The sequence below is a fragment of the Nocardia sputorum genome (genome assembly GCF_027924405.1).
GTDB lineage: Bacteria > Actinomycetota > Actinomycetes > Mycobacteriales > Mycobacteriaceae > Nocardia > Nocardia sputorum.
This window is the reverse complement of sequence record NZ_AP026978.1, coordinates 7107244-7126017: the sequence shown is the minus strand read 5'-3', so window position 1 is coordinate 7126017 and position 18774 is coordinate 7107244. Positions and strand designations below refer to the sequence as shown.

At 68.8% G+C, this 18774-nt stretch carries 21 protein-coding genes; 13 read left to right on the top strand and 8 right to left on the bottom strand.

Annotation, left to right across the window (positions count from 1 at the left end; translation table 11 throughout):
- Positions 1-59: 59 nt before the first annotated feature.
- The 6 genes from QMG86_RS32125 (at position 60) to QMG86_RS32100 (ending at position 5842) form a co-directional block, all read left to right on the top strand.
- Positions 60-1760 carry an aldehyde dehydrogenase family protein gene (locus tag QMG86_RS32125; RefSeq protein WP_281876631.1) on the top strand — a complete coding sequence of 567 codons (1701 nt, stop codon included), beginning with the start codon at positions 60-62 and terminating at the stop codon, positions 1758-1760.
- A 69-nt stretch (positions 1761-1829) separates the two neighbouring features.
- Positions 1830-2969 (top strand): septum formation family protein, encoded by a 1140-nt coding sequence (locus QMG86_RS32120; RefSeq protein WP_281876630.1) that lies wholly within the window; start codon positions 1830-1832, stop codon positions 2967-2969.
- Positions 2970-2979: 10 nt separating this feature from the next.
- On the top strand, positions 2980-3330 hold the full coding sequence (locus tag QMG86_RS32115; RefSeq protein ID WP_281876629.1) for a metallopeptidase family protein: 351 nt from the start codon (positions 2980-2982) through the stop codon (positions 3328-3330).
- A 164-nt stretch (positions 3331-3494) separates the two neighbouring features.
- A complete protein-coding gene (locus QMG86_RS32110) occupies positions 3495-3806 on the top strand; it encodes a PE domain-containing protein (protein ID WP_159849106.1) in 312 nt (103 codons plus the stop codon).
- A 48-nt stretch (positions 3807-3854) separates the two neighbouring features.
- A complete protein-coding gene (locus QMG86_RS32105) occupies positions 3855-5018 on the top strand; it encodes a PPE domain-containing protein (protein WP_281876627.1) in 1164 nt (387 codons plus the stop codon).
- Positions 5015-5842 (top strand): ESX secretion-associated protein EspG, encoded by an 828-nt coding sequence (locus tag QMG86_RS32100; RefSeq protein ID WP_281876625.1) that lies wholly within the window; start codon positions 5015-5017, stop codon positions 5840-5842. The genes QMG86_RS32105 and QMG86_RS32100 overlap by 4 nt, the downstream gene beginning before the upstream one ends.
- A 7-nt stretch (positions 5843-5849) precedes the next feature.
- Here QMG86_RS32100 and QMG86_RS32095 read toward each other — a convergent pair whose 3' ends face one another.
- The 3 genes from QMG86_RS32095 to QMG86_RS32085 all read right to left on the bottom strand — a co-directional run bounded on the left by QMG86_RS32095 (position 5850) and on the right by QMG86_RS32085 (position 7938).
- A complete protein-coding gene (locus tag QMG86_RS32095) occupies positions 5850-6518 on the bottom strand; it encodes a histidine phosphatase family protein (protein ID WP_281876624.1) in 669 nt (222 codons plus the stop codon).
- The gene (pheA, locus tag QMG86_RS32090) at positions 6515-7429 is read right to left on the bottom strand and encodes a prephenate dehydratase (RefSeq protein WP_281876623.1); all 915 of its coding nucleotides are present in this window, start codon (positions 7427-7429) and stop codon (positions 6515-6517) included. Before pheA ends, QMG86_RS32095 begins: the two co-directional genes overlap by 4 nt.
- Positions 7430-7524: 95 nt before the next feature.
- Positions 7525-7938, bottom strand: coding sequence for a hypothetical protein (locus QMG86_RS32085; RefSeq protein ID WP_281876622.1), 414 nt, complete (start codon positions 7936-7938; stop codon positions 7525-7527).
- A 144-nt stretch (positions 7939-8082) separates the two neighbouring features.
- Here QMG86_RS32085 and QMG86_RS32080 point away from each other — a divergent pair, with 144 nt between their 5' ends.
- The 5 genes from QMG86_RS32080 (at position 8083) to QMG86_RS32060 (ending at position 12497) form a co-directional block, all read left to right on the top strand.
- A complete protein-coding gene (locus tag QMG86_RS32080; RefSeq protein ID WP_281876621.1) occupies positions 8083-8850 on the top strand; it encodes a DUF2470 domain-containing protein in 768 nt (255 codons plus the stop codon).
- Positions 8851-8990: 140 nt separating this feature from the next.
- A complete protein-coding gene (locus QMG86_RS32075) occupies positions 8991-9785 on the top strand; it encodes a CPBP family intramembrane glutamic endopeptidase (protein ID WP_281876620.1) in 795 nt (264 codons plus the stop codon).
- Between the two features lie 261 nt (positions 9786-10046).
- Positions 10047-11315: an LCP family protein gene (locus QMG86_RS32070; protein WP_434086221.1), complete on the top strand. Its 1269-nt coding sequence runs from the start codon at positions 10047-10049 to the stop codon at positions 11313-11315.
- Between the two features lie 10 nt (positions 11316-11325).
- Complete coding sequence (locus tag QMG86_RS32065) at positions 11326-11877, top strand: ferritin (RefSeq protein WP_281876618.1); 552 nt, start codon at positions 11326-11328, stop codon at positions 11875-11877.
- A 71-nt stretch (positions 11878-11948) separates the two neighbouring features.
- On the top strand, positions 11949-12497 hold the full coding sequence (locus tag QMG86_RS32060; RefSeq protein WP_281876617.1) for a ferritin: 549 nt from the start codon (positions 11949-11951) through the stop codon (positions 12495-12497).
- A gap of 218 nt (positions 12498-12715) precedes the next feature.
- Here QMG86_RS32060 and QMG86_RS32055 read toward each other — a convergent pair whose 3' ends face one another.
- The 4 genes from QMG86_RS32055 to QMG86_RS32040 form a co-directional block, all read right to left on the bottom strand.
- A complete protein-coding gene (locus tag QMG86_RS32055) occupies positions 12716-13636 on the bottom strand; it encodes a DUF5926 family protein (RefSeq protein WP_281876616.1) in 921 nt (306 codons plus the stop codon).
- A 101-nt stretch (positions 13637-13737) separates the two neighbouring features.
- Complete coding sequence (locus QMG86_RS32050; protein ID WP_281876615.1) at positions 13738-14505, bottom strand: glycerophosphodiester phosphodiesterase; 768 nt, start codon at positions 14503-14505, stop codon at positions 13738-13740.
- Entirely contained in the window at positions 14502-15551 is a 1050-nt protein-coding gene (locus QMG86_RS32045) for a DUF4328 domain-containing protein (RefSeq protein WP_281876614.1), read from the bottom strand. Before QMG86_RS32045 ends, QMG86_RS32050 begins: the two co-directional genes overlap by 4 nt.
- Before the next feature lie 20 nt (positions 15552-15571).
- Positions 15572-15940 carry a rhodanese-like domain-containing protein gene (locus QMG86_RS32040; RefSeq protein ID WP_434085624.1) on the bottom strand — a complete coding sequence of 123 codons (369 nt, stop codon included), beginning with the start codon at positions 15938-15940 and terminating at the stop codon, positions 15572-15574.
- Positions 15941-16456: 516 nt separating this feature from the next.
- Here QMG86_RS32040 and QMG86_RS32035 point away from each other — a divergent pair.
- On the top strand, positions 16457-17068 hold the full coding sequence (locus QMG86_RS32035) for a hypothetical protein (protein ID WP_281876613.1): 612 nt from the start codon (positions 16457-16459) through the stop codon (positions 17066-17068).
- Between the two features lie 64 nt (positions 17069-17132).
- Here the strand turns inward: QMG86_RS32035 and msrA are convergent, their stop codons facing one another.
- On the bottom strand, positions 17133-17813 hold the full coding sequence (msrA, locus tag QMG86_RS32030; RefSeq protein ID WP_281876611.1) for a peptide-methionine (S)-S-oxide reductase MsrA: 681 nt from the start codon (positions 17811-17813) through the stop codon (positions 17133-17135).
- Between the two features lie 191 nt (positions 17814-18004).
- Here msrA and QMG86_RS32025 point away from each other — a divergent pair, with 191 nt between their 5' ends.
- On the top strand, positions 18005-18628 hold the full coding sequence (locus QMG86_RS32025) for a superoxide dismutase (protein WP_039794275.1): 624 nt from the start codon (positions 18005-18007) through the stop codon (positions 18626-18628).
- Positions 18629-18774 lie beyond the last annotated feature (146 nt).

Below are 18774 nucleotides of genomic sequence, written 5' to 3'. Positions count from 1 at the left end.
TTCACGCCGATATCCCAGGATGCGGTCCATACCCGCCGGATCGCGCGCATAGTGGGCTTGTGGGCACGCCTTTCGACGAGACAGCCATCGACAACGCGCTGGCCGACCTCACCGCCGGCGAGAAAACGTGGGCCGCGACCTCGCTGCGCCGACGCCGTGAGCTGCTCGACGAGATCCACGCCCGGACCGGCCGCTTCGCCGAGGACTGGGTGCGGGCCGCGTGCGTCGTCAAAGACCTGGACGCGCACTCCCCGCTGGTCGGCGAGGAATGGATGTCGGGCCCGCTGGCCCTGCTGCAAGCCACGGACGCGCTGTCGGTCACCCTCGCCGCACTGGAGTCCGGGCGCAGCCCGCTCACCGGCGTCACCCTGCGCGAGGCGCCGGGCGGACGAGTCGCGGTGCCGATCTTTCCGTTCGGCGTCTACGACCGGTTACTGCTCAACGGCTTTCGCGGGGAGGTGTGGCTGCGGCCCGGCGTAGACGCCGACACCGCGCGCAGGCGAGCCGGACTGGCCCAGCTGGATCCCACCGCCACCGGCGGGATCGGCGCCGTGCTCGGCGCGGGCAACATCACCTCGATACCGCCGCTGGACGCGCTGTACGAGCTGTACGCGCACAACCGCGTGGTGGCGCTGAAGCTCAACCCGATCACCGACCCGTTGTTCACCGTGTTCGAGATGGTGTTCGAACCGCTACTGGAACTCGGCGTGCTGCGGATCCTCACCGGCGGCGCGGAGCAGGGCGGTTATCTGGTGCGTCATCCCGACGTCGCGCATGTGCACATGACCGGCAGCGCCAACACCCACGACGCCATCGTGTGGGGCCCCGGTGCGGAGGGCTCGCAGCGCAAGCAGGACAGCCGTCCCCTGCTGGACAAGCCGATCACCAGCGAGCTGGGCGGCGTCTCGCCGACCATCGTGGTGCCCGGCGACTGGTCCGACGCCGATCTGCGCTACCAGGCCGAGCACGTGGCCACCCAGCGGCTGCACAACGGCGGCTACAACTGTGTGGCCGCGCAGGCGGTGGTGATCGCCTCCGAGTGGGACCGCAGAGATGAATTCCTCGCCGAGCTGCGCCTGGCCATGGAGCGGGCGCCGCAGCGCACGGCGTACTACCCGGGCAGCGACGCCCGCGTCGCCGACGCGCTGGCCTCGTATCCGGAGGCCGAGCGGCTCGGCGCGGGACGGCTGCTGGTCGACGGATTGCCGCGGACCGGCACGCCCCTGCTGCGCACGGAGTACTTCTCCCCCGTGCTCGGCGTGGTGGAGCTGCCCTACGCGGGCGGCGATTTCCTGCAACGGGCGGTGGACTTCGCGAATGCCGAGCTCACCGGGACGCTCGGCGCGAACGTGATCGCCCATCCCACGACCATCCGCAGGCTCGGCGTCGCCTTCGACCGCGCGATCGAGCGGCTGCGCTACGGCGCTATCGCGGTGAACACCTGGACGGGGCTGGCCTTCCTCGCACCGCGCGCGTCCTGGGGAGCCTTCCCCGGGCACACCCTCGACGACGTGCAGAGCGGAATCGGCGTAGTGCACAACGCCCTGCTGCTCGACGACGTGGAACGCACGGTGGTGCGCGGCCCGTTCCGGCCCGCGCCGCGCTCACTGCTGGGCGGCGAACTCGCGCTCTCCCCGAAACCGCCGTGGTTCGTCGGCAACGCCACCGCCGCGACCACCGGCCGCAAGCTCACCGAGTTCTACGCCGACACCAACCCCGCCCGGCTGCCCGGCGTCTTCCTGTCGGCTATGCGCGGCTGAACCATCCGTGCCGCGCCGATCGGGGCAGGTCGTGGCACCACGGCACGGACGCTGCCATGATGGACCGCGATGTCCTCCGAACCTAGGTCCCGGTCCCCGCAGGCGCCCAAGCGCGGCGCATCGTCGCGTGCCGACTCGGTACGCCGCTCGTTCGACTCGGCCAAGGCCGCCCTCGCCGACCGCGATCTGCGCGATGTCCACCTGTCGGCGCCCACGTTGCGCCGGGGCCTGCTCGCCGTTGCCGTCGGCGCCGTGGTCGCGGCCTTGGTGACGCTGTTCATCACCGGCTTCGACAACGAGAAGGGCCTGGAGGCGCACAATCCCGCCGCCCCGGCACAGCCCCTGCTGGACAAGGAGTTCGGCACCGCTTCCAAGGGCGACTGCCTGAGCTGGACCAAGCCCGACCGGGCCGATCTGGTCAAGGTGAACTGCTCGAGCAAGCACATGTTCGAGGTCGCGGCCGACATCGACATGAGCAGGTATCCGGGCAAGGAGTTCGGTCCCGGCTCGCGGTTCCCGGACTCGCTGCGGCTCACCGAGCTGAAGGAAGAGCACTGCGTGCCCGCGGTGCAGAAGTACATGGGCGGGCGCTTCGACCCGCGCGGCAAGTACATCGTCGGCCTGATGTACCCGAGTCCGGACGGCTGGCAGCACGGTGACCGCACCCTGCGCTGCGGCCTGCAGGTCGCGGCCAGCGCGGGCACCCCGCCGTCGGTCGGCAGCGCCACCGAGCACGACCAATCCAGGGTGTACGAGCCGGGCGTGTGCCTCGGCATCAATCAGAATCTGCCCACCGATCCGGTGGACTGCGCCCAGCCGCACGCCGTGGAGATCGTCTCCACCGTCGATCTGTCCGCCCACTTCACCGGCGGCCCGCCCGCGAAGGAAGAGCAGGACAAATTCGTCGAGGAGGAGTGCACCCGCACCTCGACCGAATACCTGGGCGCGCCGGACGTCATCCGCAACAAGACGCTCACGCTGTTCTTCGACTACATCGATGCCCGCAGCTGGATGGCGGGCAGCCGCAAGCTGGACTGCATGATCGGCAAGGGAGCCGACCGGGAGGGTTTCGCGCCGATCACCGGCTCGGCCAGGGGCGACATCCTGATCAACGGCCAGGCTCCGGTGCCGCCGCCCAACAGCGGACGTTCCACGCCTGCACCGCTGCCCGGCGCCGCGCCGCTGCCGCCGCAGCCCCAGCCGAGGTAGCCGCACGCCGATGCCCGTATCGATGTCCGCCGACCGCTTCGAGGAATTGGTCGGCGACGCACTGGATCTCATTCCGCCCGAGCTGGCTCGCGCGATCGACAATGTGGTCGTGCTGATCGAGCCGCGCAATCCGGAGGATCCGCATCTGCTCGGTCTGTATCACGGCATCGCCCTCACCGAACGTGACAGTCATTACGGCGGAGCGCTTCCCGACACCGTGACCATCTACCGGGACGCCATTCTCGAGCACTGCGCCGACGAGTCGGAAGTGGTGGAAGAGGTGGCCATCACCGTGATCCATGAGATCGCACACTATTTCGGCATTGACGAAGACCGCCTGCATCAGCTGGGATGGGGATAGTCTGATCCGAGCTGTATTGCGCGCCCCGACCGGTGGGTGTGTAATCGGCACGGAGATCGAAAAGTTGGGGATTCGATGGAACCGATCGCGTTGCTGTCGCGTCCTATCACTCGAAGGGGGAATTCTCGTGGTTCCGCCCCACAGCCACTAGAAGGAGTCGAGTCATGGTTGGACATGTACTGATCGCACCCGAAGCCATTCTCGCCGCCGCGGCCGAACTCGACCTCGTCGCCGAACGTCTGGCCGCCGCCGCGGCGATCACCGCGCCCGCGACACACGTGCTGCCCTCCGGCGCCGAGGAGGTCTCCTTCCTCAGCGCGAGCCACTTCAACCAGGGGGCCATGTCGCACGACCGCGCGATCGCGCAGGCGATTCTGGAATGCCACCACGCCGCGGCCACATTGCGCATGCAGCTGGCGCAGCACGTCGCCGGTGACGTGGTGCGCGCCGCGGGCATCAGCGCCATTCAGGTGTAGTTCCGGAACCGGATCCATCAGCAACGCCAAGCAGGGGAGAAGTCAAACATGGTTGCAGGAGTCACCGGGGTGATCTGGGCGGCGCGCCCGTCGGAGATCAATTCGGCCACGCTTCACGCGGGCGCGCACGCGATTCCGATCTCGGCCGCCGCCACCGCCTGGGGCGGCCTCACCGCCGCCTGGATCGACGCGACGACCACCGTCGCCAGGGTGATGGCCGAACTCGGCGTCGGGATGCAGGGCATCAACGGTATCGCCGCGCTGAGCAAGCTCACCGGTTTCCTCGGTTGGTCCGAGCAGCAGGGCGTGCAAGCGGCCGCGATGGGTGCGAAGGCCGCGGCGAACGCCACCGCCTACACCGTCGCATCTTTGGCGATGCCGAGCCCGCCGGAGATCGCGGCCGTCAACGCCGCCTTGGCCGCGTCGGCGAACCCGCCCGGTGTGCTCAGCGGCGCATTCGAGGTCGCGGAAGTCGCCAGGAACGCCATGGACATCCGTGCGGCTCTGGTCATGGAGACCTACGAGGCCGCCACCAGCGCCATGGTCGCCACGCCCGCCGAGTTCCTGCTGCCGCCGCCGATCGCCAAGGGCGCCGGAACGGCCAGCCCCGAGCAGGCGGCGGACACGACCACCGAGGTTCCGGCGGATCCGATCCAGGCCGCCGTCGCCGCCACCCAGGCGTTCTTGAGCAACCCCGGCGTGGCGAGCGCTGCCACCCAGGCCGCGCAGGCGGTCGGTTCGATCGCCACCACCGGTGTCTCCACCGTCGGAAACGTCGCGGGCAGCGCGATCGCGGCGGCGACCACCACCTCCGCGCCGACCTTCTCCGGCATGGCTCCGATGGTCATGGGAGCCGGTGCGGCGGCCACCGGCGCCGCGACTCGCGCGGTGTCGTTCTCCGGCCTCGGGTCGGCGGCCGGCATCAGCAATGGCTCGCTGAAGCTTCCGGAAGGCTGGGGCTCCAGCGGCACGATCGGTGGCGCCGCCCCGGTGCAGGAGACGGTCGGGGTCAAGCCCGTCGAAGCGGCGCCGGTCCGGTCGGCGACCAACGGCAACGGCAACCCCCTGCTCGGCAACCAGGCGCGCAGCGACGAGGACGACGAGGCCGAGCACAACGGCCGGGACTACCTGCGGTCGACCGAGCACTTCAACGACGGCCGTTTCACCGCCGATGGAGTCATCGGCGGTGACCTCAGCGGGACGGTTAGGTGACCGTACTCGGTGCGGGCCGCGATCCGTCCACGCTGGATGCGGTCGTCCTGTCGCTCGACGAAATGCAGTTTCTCGTAGAGAAACTGCAAATCGAAGTCCCCGTCGTCTTGAACGCTCGGGCGCGTTACGACAACCTGACCGATCACAAAGCGGCGATGGACGCGGCCGCCGAGTCGCTCGCCCAGCGGGAACTCCTCTTCGACGATGTGCTGCATCGCGATCTGGAGAATCGGCTGCGCGCGCTGAACCGGCCACACTGGATCATCGCGCTGCGATTGATCGTCGATGGTTGGGTGAGTCGTTTCTGCCTGGCGAAGGGCGTCGACCTCGAGGTCGTCGCCCTTCGAGGGCAGGACTCCTACGTCATCGACGAGGCGGGCAACGATCTGCCCGGCACGGTTCTCGCGGCACTCGGTTACGCCGAGCCGCTGGAGCTGTACGGGATGAACGCCCCGACCGAAGAACTCGCCACGATCTTCGGCGACACCGGTGACGCCGCGGCCACCGCGGAGCGGCTCACGAAAGTGGGCAACCCTGCCCAGGATGCGAAGACCTTGGCGGCGGCATTGGTCGAGATCCACTCGTTCGCCGAGATCGTCGGCGTGGTCTATGGCGACGGCACGAGAGACATGGCCGACAATCACATCGCCGTCTTCAACACGCGGGCAGGACGATTCATCGCGACCGCGAGCAAGTCCGACGACGGCGTGAAGTGGACATCGCTCAGCAGCGGAACCCCCGCTCGACTGCGCACGGCGGTGCAGGATCTGATCCATTCGCTGCCGGAGCGCGAAGAGTTCCCGCGGAATCCGAAACTGTCCTGAACAGGCGCTAACCCATGGGATCGTCGGAGGTCGGCGCGACGTCGTAGCCGAACGGCGGCGTGAACCGGCCCCACCGAATGCACTCCCACCCGCCATCCGGCATCGGCACGAGCTCGATGGTCTCGGTGTTGTCCAGGTGGTTGTTCGTGGTGAACGGCGGCCGCACATCCGCCAGCGTGCGGCCGACGAGCCGCATGGCCGCGCCGTGACTGACCACCATCACGTCGCCGTGCTCGTCGTCATCCGACGTCAGATACGTGTTCCGCAATTCCGCGATCGCAGGCAGGAACCGATTCAGGACGTCCTGGGCGGATTCGCCGCCGGGCACTCGCAGCGTGAGATCGCCTTCGTGCCAGGCACGGTAGATCTCCTGGAAGGTGTGGTGCGCTTCCTCGCTGTGTTGTCCCTCCAGGTCACCCGCCTGCACCTCGTGCAGCCCGTCGAGCACCATGGCGGCGACACCGGTCGCCGCCTCGATGTAACTGGCGGTCTGGCGCGCACGCAGCGCCGCCGAGGAGAACAACACCTTCGGGGGTCGGAGCAGGTTCTCCCCGAACGTCTTCGCTTGTGCCGCACCGCGTTCGGTCAGCGGCAGTCCTGGGATCCTGGTGTCCAGCAGCTTGGCGACGTTGCCTTCGGTCTCCCCGTGCCGGACCAGGATCAACCTCCCGGTCATAGGTCCGCCATCCCCTTTCTCAACTGGATCAACCACTCCGCCGAGGCTTCGTCCGACGGTGGTGGCGTGCCGGTCGCGGAAGTCGCCGGCCACGACCCGAGAAAGCGGATCCGCGCGGTGCGATGCAATGCCTTGAGCGCTTCCGCCACGGCGGTGTCGTCGATGTGTCCGACGCAGTCGAGATAGAAACGATAGGTGCCCATGCCGGTCCGGGTGGGCCGGGACTCGATCCTGGTCAGATCGATGCCGCGCGTGGCGAACTCGGCGAAGGCGCGCATCAGCGAGCCCGGGACGTTCGGCAGCTCGAGCACGATCGAGGTGCGATCGGCTCCCGTGGGGGGTGGCGCCACCGTGGGCCGGGTGCACAGTACGAACCGCGTGATCGCCTGCTCATGGTCCGCGACCCCGGAGGCCAGTGCCATCAACCCCAGCCGTTCACCGGCGAGGGCGGTCGACACGGCGGCATCCGCGTGGCCCGCCACCACGTCTTCCGCGGCCGCGGCGTTGGACGTCGAGGTGTAGGGCTGCGCCTGGGGCAGATGCCGCGCCACCCACAGCCGCACCTGCGCGGCGGCCACGGGGTATGCGGCGAGGGTGCGCACGTCGGGCAGCGCCGTGCCCGGCTTGCCGAGGATCGTGAAGCTCACCTCGAGTTCGGTCTCGGCGACGATCTGCAGCCGCGGGCCGATTGCCAGCGAGTCGAGCGTCGCCGAGATCGACCCCTCCACGGAGCTCTCGATCGGCACCACCGCGCCCTCCACGTCGCCGGAGCGGATCAGCTCGAGCGCAGCCCCTTGGCTGGGCGCGGCGACCCGCTCGACGGGTCCGTCGAAGGTTCCCGAGGATTCCAGTTGAGCGAGGGCCATCTCGGTGAAGGTTCCGGACGGCCCGAAGTACGCGATTCGCGGCACGGTTACGAGATTACTTGCGCGTTCGCCCGGCTCCCCACCAATTGCGGAGGCACGGCCACCGCGCGGCATCTGTTCGACGGCCGCACGAGCGGCGTTCAACCTCTCCCGAACACCCGCAATGCGGCGTTCACCTGGTCAACGGCTTCGGTTTCGATGGCGAGCAGGACGGACCGGACCGCGTCGATCGCCGGGGGTTTCAGAGAAGTGAGGAAGGCGATATCGGGGTTGCGCAAGGCGGTGCCGATGTCTTCGCCGCACAGGGCGGCGGCCGTGGCGGCGACGACGGCCACCGCGCGGTCGCCGGAAGAGGTACGCGCGACGAAGCCGGTATCGGAGTGGGCGACGTGCGCGAGGAAGGCGGCGATCTCCGCGTCCGGGGCGTCCAGCTCGAGCGTCGGAGCGGCGGGGCTTGCGCCGATGTTGCGGACCAACCCATCCGAGAGACTGCGCCGCGGAGGCGCCGACAACGACACCAGCACCGGTTCGCCCGGTTCCATTCCTTCCGACACGCCCCAACCGTAACAACCCGCGTCGAACGAAATCGACGCACTTCGCTCAGTCCGATCGGAACGCTTGCGGAACCGAGCATCGTCACTTAGCTTAGGGTAACCTAATCCTCAGCTTGCTGCGTCGCCCGCTCCCCGGAGGTTTGAATGCCGCGTCCATCTCCGACCGTCGCACCGTCCACCGCCGAGCGGGTGCGTAGCGCGTGCGCCCACGCGGAGCAGGCGGTGCTGGCCATGCCGGGCATCGACCCGACGCCCGCGTCCGTGCACCACGTACGGCAGTGCGGCGACGCCGTGATCGCGGTGCCGACCGCCTCGGTCGCCGCGATCCTGGCAGGCAATTCCGGGGAGCACGGCGCACCCGCGGTGCTGGAACTCACCGATCACGCGCCGCTGCCGCTGCGCGAGCCGGTGCGCGCGCTGGTCTGGCTGCGCGGCTGGGTGCGCGCGGTGCCCACCCAGGCGCAGCGCGCGCTGGCCGGCGAGGTGGCCAAAGAGCTCCCCCATCCCGGACTGCTCGACGTCGGCTTCGGCGCCACGCTGCTGCGGTTGGTGATCAACTCGGCGGTGGTGGCCGACTCGACCGGCGCGGAATCGGTGTCCAGCGACGAGCTGCGCCTGGCGCAACCGGATCCGTTCTGCGCCATGGAATCCGCGTGGCTGCAGCACATGCAGGCCGACCACGCCGATATCGTCGCCCAGCTGGCCAGGCACCTGCCCGCGCACCTGCAGCGCGGCATCGTGCACCCGCTGGCCATCGACCGGTACGGGCTCACTCTGCGGGTGGAAGGACACGATGGCGATCACGACGTCCGCTTGCCGTTCAACGCCCCGGCCGACGACATCGAGGGCCTCAGCCGTGCCGTACGCACCCTGGCCGGGTGCCCGTTCCTCAACGGCCTGCGCCGCATCTGACCGCCCGCTGTAAGGGGATCAGGCGCGAGCATCGGGCGCACGCGACCGACGGCGGCCGTAAAGACCGTGGTCCGGCCGGTCGCACTTTTCCACGGCGACGCGCCGCGCGCCGGACAGGGGGAGCGCAATAGATTCGACTCATGCGCGCGGAGTCCGATGCCCAGTGGGACGAGACCGAGCCGACCGATCGGGAGCGGCTGGCGATCAAACTCGAGATCGCGGTGGTGCTGCTCGTCACGTTCGGGCTCAGCGGGCTCAGCGCCGCGCTCTCGCTGGTGGAGAGCGCGCTCGCGCCGGGCGGGATCGGTGGGCGGACCGTCGCGCTGAACCCGTCGCGGTCCACGCAATCCACCATCGACCTGCTGTTCCAGCTGCTCAGCGTGCTACGGCTGCTCGGGTGGGCGGCACTGGGCCTGTATCTGCTGTGGCGCGGCGGCATCGGACCGCGACTGATCGGGCTGGCGAACCGAATCCGGTGGCGCGCGGACGTGCTACCCGGCTTGACCCTCGCCGCGATCATCGGCCTGCCCGGCTTGGGGCTCTACCTCGTGGCCCATGCGCTGGGTTTCAGCGTGACGATCGTGCCCGCCTCGCTCGGCGACTACTGGTGGCGGCTGCCCGCGCTCGTCCTGTCGGCCTGCGCGAACGCCCTGGCCGAGGAGGTCATCGTGGTGGCGTTCCTCCTCACCCGGCTGCGCAGGCTCGGCTGGTCGGAGAACTCGGCTCTGCTGACTTCGGCCCTCCTGCGTGGCAGTTATCACTTGTATCAGGGACTGGGCGGCGGGCTCGGAAACTGTGTGATGGGCGTCATATTCGGGCGCTATTGGCAGCGCACGAACCGGCTGTGGCCGCTGGTCCTCGCCCATGCGACCATCGACGCGGTCGCCTACATCGGCTACACCGTTCTGCGCGGCCATGTTTCGTGGCTCCCGTGACGCAACCGTGCCCTCCGGAACGCTAACAACCTGATGCCGCCCGCGAATTAGGAAACAGCGCCGCTTCGCGTGCGCCAGTGTCCACATGCGGCACCGCACAACCGCCCGATAAGTAGAGTTTCAGTGATGAACGGCGACGACCCCCAGCGCAACGCGCGTACGCGCCGGATGCCGCCGCCCGGCAGACCCGGTGAACCTCCGATGCGCCGGCGCATGCCTCCTCCGGGTCCCGGCGCGCCGCCACCGATCGAGCCCACCCAGGTGGTGCGCCGCGACGGAACGGGCGACCCGCACGCGCAGCCGTTGGCGTATTCGCAGGTCCCGCCGGAACAGGCCCGGCGAATGCCACCGCCTCCCCCGGCCCGCAGGCACGCCCCCACACAGCGCCCGGTGCCGCATCACGAAGGTCAACCACACGCCCCGACACAGCGGCCGGTGCCGCATCACGACGGGCCGACGCACGCGCCCACACAGCGCCCGATGCCCTACCACGAAGGTCCACCTCCCGCACCGCCCCGGAAACCACGACGGTTCCGCGAGGGACCACCCCCGGTGCCGCCGCGCGGCCAACGCCCGCCGCGACCGCGCCGCAAGCGCCACCCGTTCCGCTGGTTCCTGGTGATCCTCCTGGTGCTGGTACTGGCCGCCGTCGGCGCCGTCATCCAGTTGGACAACTCCCTCAACCGCATCCCCGCGCTGGCGAACTACGCCAAGCGAGTCGGCGACACACCCGGCACGAACTGGCTGCTGGTCGGCTCCGACGGCCGCGGCGGGTTGACCCCTGAACAGGAGCAGGAACTCGCCACCGGCGGCGAGGTCGGTCCGGAGCGCACCGACACGATCATGCTCGTGCACGTGCCGAAATCGGGCAAAACCACCCTGGTCAGCCTTCCGCGCGACTCGTACGTCAGCATCCCGGGCCAGGGCAAGGACAAGCTCAACGCGGCGTTCGCCGTCGGCGGCCCCGCGCTGCTGGTGCAGACGGTGGAGATCGCCACCGGCCTGCGCATCGACCACTACGCGCAGATCGGTTTCAGCGGCTTCGCGAGTGTGGTCGATACGCTCGGCGGTATCGACGTGTGCGTCCCCAAAGCGATCGACGACCCCCTCGCCGGCATTGATTTGCCCGCCGGCTGTCAACGCTTGAACGGACCGCAGGCGTTGGGCTTCGTCCGCAGCCGCGCGACCGCGCTGGCCGACCTGGACCGGATGAACAACCAGCGGATCTTCATGGCCGCCCTGCTGAAGAAGGCGACCAGCGGCGCCACGCTGGCCAACCCGTTCAAACTTTGGCCGCTGGCCTCCGACACCGCCAAGTCGCTGAAGGTCGACAACGGCGATCACATCTGGAACCTCGGCGGGCTGGGCTGGGCGCTGCGCGGCGAGACCGTCGCCACGACGGTGCCGGTCGGTGGATTCGACGACACGGACAGCGGCAACGTCCTGCTCTGGGACAAGGAGAAGGCCGGGCGGTTCTTCGACGCGCTGGCCGCCGACCGCCCTATCCCCGAGGACCTGCTGACGCGGTAGCGTCATTGCCATGCCGGACATCGACGAGGCCGACGAGTCCTTCCCCGACTTGCTGCGCACGCAGATCCGACACGGATTCACCAGCGCCCAGCAGTATCTCGCCGCCGCCGTGTACTTCGACGCGCATCGGCTGCCGCAGTTGGCCGGACATGCCTACGGCCGGTCGCGCGAGCACTACGGCAACGCGCTGCGCATGGTGCAGTACCTGCTGGACCGGGATCTCCCGGTGCAGATCGGCGGCCTGGAGGCGATCACGTCAACGTTCGAAAGCCCGCGCGGCGCAATCGCTTTGCTGCTGGAGCTGGAGCAGGACCGCAGCACCCGGATCAGCGGTCTGGCTCGCGCGGCCCGCAACTCCGGGGACTATCTGGGTGAGCAATTCGTCCGATGGTTCCTCGAGGAACAGGTGAAGAGCGTCGCCCGGATGACCACGCTACTGTCTGTGCTCGACCGCGCCGACGGGCAGTTGTTCGATGTGGAGGAGTTCGTCGCCCGCGAGATGCGGACGCGGCCGCACACCGAAATCCCGGCGCCGAAAATGGCTGGAGCGGCGCAGAATTAATTAGGCAACACTAGCCTCATTAAGGTTGTACTTGGATGACACGCGACCGCACCGGCGCTAATGTCGATGCCATGTCAAGCCATCCGGAATCCCCACGCAGCAAATTTCACAGCCTGTTGCACGATCAGATCCGGCACGAATTCAATGCCGAGCATCAGTACATCGCGATTGCGGTGTGGTTCGACAATGCCGACCTGCCGCAGCTGGCGAAGCGGTTCTACAAGCAGGCCGTCGAAGAACGCAATCACGCGATGATGATCGTGCGGTACTTCCTGGACCGGGATATCAGCATCGAACTCTCCGGCATCGACGCCGCGAAATCACGGTTCGAGAATGCCAGGGAACCGATCGCGCTCGCGCTCGCGCAGGAGAAGACGGTCACCGAGCAGATCATCCAACTGGCGAGCACCGCCCGCGAAGAGGGCGATTACCTCGGCGAACAGTTCATGCAGTGGTTCCTGAAGGAACAGGTCGAGGAAGTCGCGAACATGACCACACTGCTCACCATCGCCGATCGCGCCGGGTCGAACCTGTTCGACTTGGAGGAATTCGTCGCCCGGGAAATGAGCGGCCCGAGCGACGCCTCCGGTGCGCCTTCGGTGGCCGGCGGCTCCGTCTGACGGAGCTTGCCGGAAAGGTGCACAGGCCCGGTTCCCCAGGAACCGGGCTTGTCGCTGCCCGGGCCCATTGCCTGTCGAAATCCGAAATTCCGGGAGAAGGATTCTCCCGCATTCGCGGCAGTTCGGTCAGACTTACCTATCCCCAGCGATATCGGCGGCAAACAGTAAACCTTGTTCGCCGCTCGACAGTCGCGGGACATCTCGCAGGATTCCGGTACTCAGCGCAAAGTGACCTGACGTGACCGCAAGCCGTCGCGGGAGCGCCGCTCGTCGGCATTCAGCGGGGCGTCGACAGCCAGCGCCTCGGAAAGTCGCGCACCGAACTCGACCGCCGGCTTCACCCATTCGTCGGGGTGCCGCTCCCGATCCAGATCGAACACCGGGACCAGCAGGCCGTGCGTGCGGAACGACCCCGCGAACCGAGAACCCTCGCCGAGGTGTAGACCGCCGGACGCGTGTACCCGCGCCAGCGCCAGCATCAGCGCGTCCTCGTCCTCCGGACGCACCCAGCGGATATGCGCCTTCTCGCCGGCGTCCACCCACCAGGCCGCGCCGATCGCGTCCGCGTCCAGCCCGAGCCGCGCCGAAGGCATGATCGCCTGCTTGGCCTGCTCGATGGTGGCGGCAACCTGCGGATCGGGCTCGACACCCGCCGGCACCCACCAATCGAAGTCCTGGTGCACGGTCAGGTCCAGGCTCGCGCCGGGATCGATGACGTCGGCCAGCCGCGGCCCACCGGCGACGCTCTCCACGGAGGTCAGCGAGTCACCGGGCTCGGCGGACTGGGTCCACAAGATCGCCGCGGCCAGATCGGCGGCCGGGTCCGCACCCTGGAACTGCACCTGCGCGCCGACATACCCGCTCGGCTCGTCGCCGGCGCGCACCAACGCGGCCACCGCGCCGGGCAGCACCGTGGCGAGCACCACCGGGCGCTCCGCCGCGACCGCTGCCGCCAGCGTCAACTCCGCGGTGGCCGACGGCACGAATTCGCGCAGCGCGACCAGATCGCACTCCGCGGCCAGACCTTCGAACGGACGCGTGACGGCCTGTGCCGCCTGCTCCTGCGCTGCCCGCCGCTCGGCGAGACGCTGCGCCCGGTTACCGCCGGGCTTAGGACTATTGCGCTTGCTCTTACCCACGAGGGGTCAACCTACACAGTGTTTGATTTGCCGCGCCCGCGGCGCGGCGTGTCGCGTATGACCGGTCGGTGAAACGATCCGGTCCGCCCGATCTGACCGGATCAGGCGGCAGGCAGCAGCGACTTGGTGCGGCCGGGGTGGTTGGTGGCGATCCAGCTGACGCCGAGGTCGGCGCACAGTTGGACGTCGTCGGGGTCGTCGACGGTCCAGCAGTAGGTGGCGCGGCCCGCGGCGGCGGCCTTGTCGACCAGATCGGGGTGCTCGCGCAACGTCTTCACCGAGGGGCCGACGGCCGTGGCGCCGACCGTCGTGGCGGCGGATCCGCCCAGGTAGCGCGACGATTCGCCGAGCAGGACGGTGGGCAGCAGCGGCGCGGCGCGGCGAATGCGCCAGACCGCGGTGGCCGCGAACGACATCACGACGGCTCGGGAATGGTCGGCCGAGGCCGGGGTGGCGATGCCGAAGCGCTGGAGTTCGGCGAGCAACTTGTTCTCCACCAGCGCGCCGTAGCGAACCGGGTGCTTGGTTTCGATGAACAGCTTGGTCGGCCTGCTGCGCCAGTCCAGCACGAGGCCGATCAGCTCGCTGAGGGTCAGCACCGAGGCGGGCGAGCCGTCCGCGCCGAAATCCAGGGCCCGCAGCTCCTCCAGCGTCATCTCGCTGACCAGCCCGCTGCCCGAGGACGTCCGGTCGACGGTGCGGTCGTGCACGCATACCAGATGCCCGTCCCTGGTCAGCCGGACATCGCATTCGACCCCGTCGGCGCCCTCCTGCAGCGCCAGCTCGTAGGCGGCGAGCGTGTGCTCGGGGCGCGCCGCCGAGGCGCCTCGATGCGCGACGACGAAAGGCGCGCGACTGCCCTGGCTCACTTGGCCATAACCTCCTCCTGCTCACGGTCCTCAGCACCGTTTTCCTCGTGCGCCGGTCCGGCGTCCACCGGTTCGGCCGCGGTTCGCCGTCCGCCGGGATGCACCGGTTCGATCACCGGCACGGCGGGGTCGACCGCAATCAGCCAGCGGCGCGCGGTCCGGTGGCGTCCGAGCAGATCACGCCCCTCGATGGTGCGCAGCAGCCAGAGGGTCAGCAGCGCGACCGCCGCGCCGACCGCGTCGGCGAACGCGGTGAACAGCACCCCGTCCGCCTGGGCCTGCAACGAATCCGCGGTCCGCCACAGTAGCGCGGCGGCCGCGACGAGGCCGCCGAAGACCCAGGCTGCCCACCAGATCCGGACCGCCCGGCCGATCCGGGGATCACCTCGCAGCGCGGCCACTTCGCTCAGGAAAACCCCGGGCCACAGCAAGTTGACCACCGGGACCAGAGACCCGAGCGCGAGCGCTCGCGGCGACCGCGGGTCGCGCCTGCCCTCGGCCGCGTAGGCCGACCGCCTGACCTCGATCAGCCTTCCGGTCGCGGCCGCGGCCGCCAGCAGAGCGAGCACGATGGCGAGCACGCCCGCGCCGATCACCAGGGCATCGGAAGCGAAGAGGACGGCGGGGTGGATCAGGCGCGTCCGGTTGCGCAGCAAGACCCCGTACCGCGCCAGCTCGGCGCCGGCCGCGAGCCCGAACACGCTCGCGGTCGCGACGAGCAACTTGGTCACCGAGTCGGTCAGTTTCTCGAACGGGCGGCGTGCGGCAGCACCGGCCTGCGGTGGCGGGTCGATCAGCCCCCAGCGCGGGATCTGCGTGTACCGGGGCGTGCGACTCTGCGTGACCGGCCGGGCGGGCGGCTGCGCTCGGCGACCGCGCTGGTCTGGTCTGCGTGCCACCCAGCGATAGTTGCGGCGGTCGGCGGGCGCGTCGATCGGCGCGGGCGAGAGCAGAACGCCGCGGCAGCGCGGGCACCAGTGCATCGGCGTCCCTTGCACGGCCCAGCGCGCCCCGCAGCGCGCACAAGGTTGCACCACCGTACTCACCCGCGCACCTCGTTCTTTCGTCAGTAGATCTTCGCCTCGTGGTCGCCTTCCGCGACCAGCGGTCGACCGGCCTGCTGCCACGCCACCATGCCCCCGTGGACCTGAACGGCCTCATAGCCGATGTGCGTGAGGTATTCGACCACCTGCAGGGACCGGCCGCCCTGCCGGCAGATGACATAGAGCTCCGCGTCGTACTCCAGCTCGTCGATCCGGGCGGGGACGTCGACCATCGGGATGTGGATCGCTCCCGGGGCGTGTCCGAGCCGCCACTCGTCGTCCTCGCGGACGTCGAGCAGGATCGGTCGCGGCGTGTCGGCCGACGCGGGGACGCTGTCGAATTCGGCAGGCACGTCCTCCACCGTCACCGACGGAACGTGGGGGCTCGTCACAGATTCGATCCTGCCATGGGCGGCGGGCCGCCGTGCAGTTCCATGCCCGGGGAGCGGCCTCGACAGCGCGCGACGACTTCAGGTATGTTCTCTGCTCCGGAACTCGACCGCGCCCCCGCTCGATGCGGGTTGTGCATAACTCGGGCGAAGTTATCCACATAATCCACAGCCTGATCCACAAGGCGTGCTGCCGACCAGCGTCCACCCAGCTCGCGGCACTCATTAGCTACTGTTCAGTTACCTACTGCGGGGATTTTCCATACTTCTGGTCCGCAATCGAGCGGTGTGCCCATACCTGATGACTGGATTCGGCCCCAACGGGCAGCGATGCGAATGGCCGATCCGGGACTCCCCTCCTGTCCATCCCGGAGCGGCCATTCGTCGCCGACCTCGGAACCTGCGGCCGAAGAGGTTCCGATAACTACTTGGACGGGCCCGGCCCGCGATCGGTTCCATCGAATCGTGAACACCGCCGAAATACCGCGATCCGGCAGTGGCGATCGGTAGCCTGGGGCTATGAACGCGAGCAGGGGGCTACGCCACGGACTGGATACCGCAGGGCTGAACATCGCGTTGTCCGAGGCCACGTGCCTCGGTCTCGCGGTCGACGAGCCCGCGGGCGAATTGCGGCTCGACCTCGAGGTGCTGACTCTCCCCGAGCAGGGGACGGCGAACGAGGACTATCGGGTGCAGGTGACGTTGACCGGCGTGAGCCGGGTCGCCGCGTCCCTGCGCACACAGCACTGGGACGACCTCGAGCCGCAGGTGCTGCCGCTGCAAATGGATGGCCTGGACGAGGCCATCCGGAGTTTCGGCGGCGGTCGGCTGCACGGCTGGGAGTTCGTCGACCTCGACGACAGCAGCTGGGCGTTGTGGAGGGAACTGCTCAGCTTCGACACCCGGATCCGCGATCACGAGTCCACGCACGTGCTGGAGTTCTCCCAGGAGGAGGGCATCGATCCGCGCGAACTGGACATCCGGGTGTGGTTCGACGACATCGTCGTGCACGACGCGCGCGGCAAAGAGATCCCCTTGGCGGACTTCATCGCGGGCGGCGCGCGGTGGTGGCAGGCGCATGACGCGGGTGATCCCCGGGCGACCCGTCCCGGCATCGCTCCCCCGCTGTGAGCGCTGCCTCCGCGATCATCACGAGCGAACCGCGCATCCGTCGACGGAGGTGCGGTTCCTGTGTTCAGGCGCCCGTGCCCACCGGGCAGCTCACTCCGGTGGCATGCACCGGGCAGTATCCGCCGGGGTTCTTCGCCAGGTACTGCTGGTGATAGCCCTCGGCATAGTAGAAGGCCGCCAGGCCGGGCAGCGGCGAGATCTCCGTGGTGATCTGCCCGTATCCCGCCGCGGCGAGGCGCTTGCCGTATGCCTCGGCCGTCGACCGGACCAGATCGGCCTGCTCGGCGCCGAAGGTGAAGACGGCCGAACGATATTGGGTGCCGCGATCGTTGCCCTGACGCATGCCCTGGGTGGGGTCGTGGTTCTCCCAGAAGTGCCTGAGGATGCCTGCGTAGCCGATCACGGCGGGATCGAATACGACGAGCACCGCTTCGGTGTGCCCGGTCCGCCCGCTGCAGACCTCTTCGTAGGTTGGATTCGGCGTGTACCCGCCGACATAACCGGCTGCCGTGGTGTAGACGCCGTCGAGTTCCCAGAAACTCTTCTCCGCACCCCAGAAACACCCCATCGCGACGACCGCGAGCTGGAGCCCCTCGGGGAACGGCGGATGGATCGGGTGACCGTTGACGTAGTGGGTATCCGGCACGTCGAGCGGCTCCGCCCGGCCCGGCAGTGCTCGCTCCGGCGCGACCATGGCGGGTTCGGGGAGGCTCAGACGCCCCACTAGTTCGTCGTACCACGACATGGTTCGATGCTACGCGTGCGTTTCCACTGGGGCCGATGTGCGGGATGTGACGGTGCGCGACCCGATGTGTGTGAGCGGCGTCACCGGAATGTGCGGGCGTGGGCCCGAGTTGGAATCGACCGGGTGTACGAATGATGGTTGGCTGTGCTCGGAACAACGGGCACAACCGGCCCGACATAGGAAGGGACATCGTGGCTGAGTACACGCTGCCAGATCTGGATTACGACTACAGCGCCCTGGAGCCCCACATCTCCGGGCAGATCAACGAGCTTCATCATTCCAAGCACCACGCCGCGTACGTCGCCGGCGCGAACACCGCGTTGGAGAAGCTGGAAGCCGCTCGCGAGTCGGGCGATCACAGCGCCATCTTCCTGCACGAGAAGAACCTCGCGTTCCACCTGGGTGGGCACGTCAACCACTCGATCTGGTGGAAGAACCTCTCCCCCAACGGCGGCGACAAGCCGGTCGGCGAGCTCGCCGCGGCGATCGACGACCAGTTCGGTTCGTTCGACAAGTTCCGCGCGCAGTTCACCGCGGCGGCCAACGGCCTGCAGGGCTCCGGCTGGGCGGTGCTCGGCTTCGACACCCTCGGCCAGAAGCTGCTGACCTTCCAGCTCTACGACCAGCAGGCCAACGTCCCGCTGGGCATCATCCCGCTGCTGCAGGTCGATATGTGGGAGCACGCCTTCTACCTGCAGTACAAGAACGTCAAGGCGGACTACGTCACCGCTTTCTGGAACGTCGTCAACTGGGCCGACGTGCAGGAGCGCTTCGCCAAGGCGACCTCGCAGGCCAAGGGCCTCATCTTCGGCTGAGCCGGCTCAGCACCCGAACCGGGTCCGCGAATCCGTCCGCCCCGCGCGGCCGGGATCGCGGGCCCGTTCTGTTTTCCGGCGACGCGGACGCTTTGCCGAGCACGCCGCCCCGCGCCGCGTATGCGGGCTCGGCGAGGTGAGGCCCT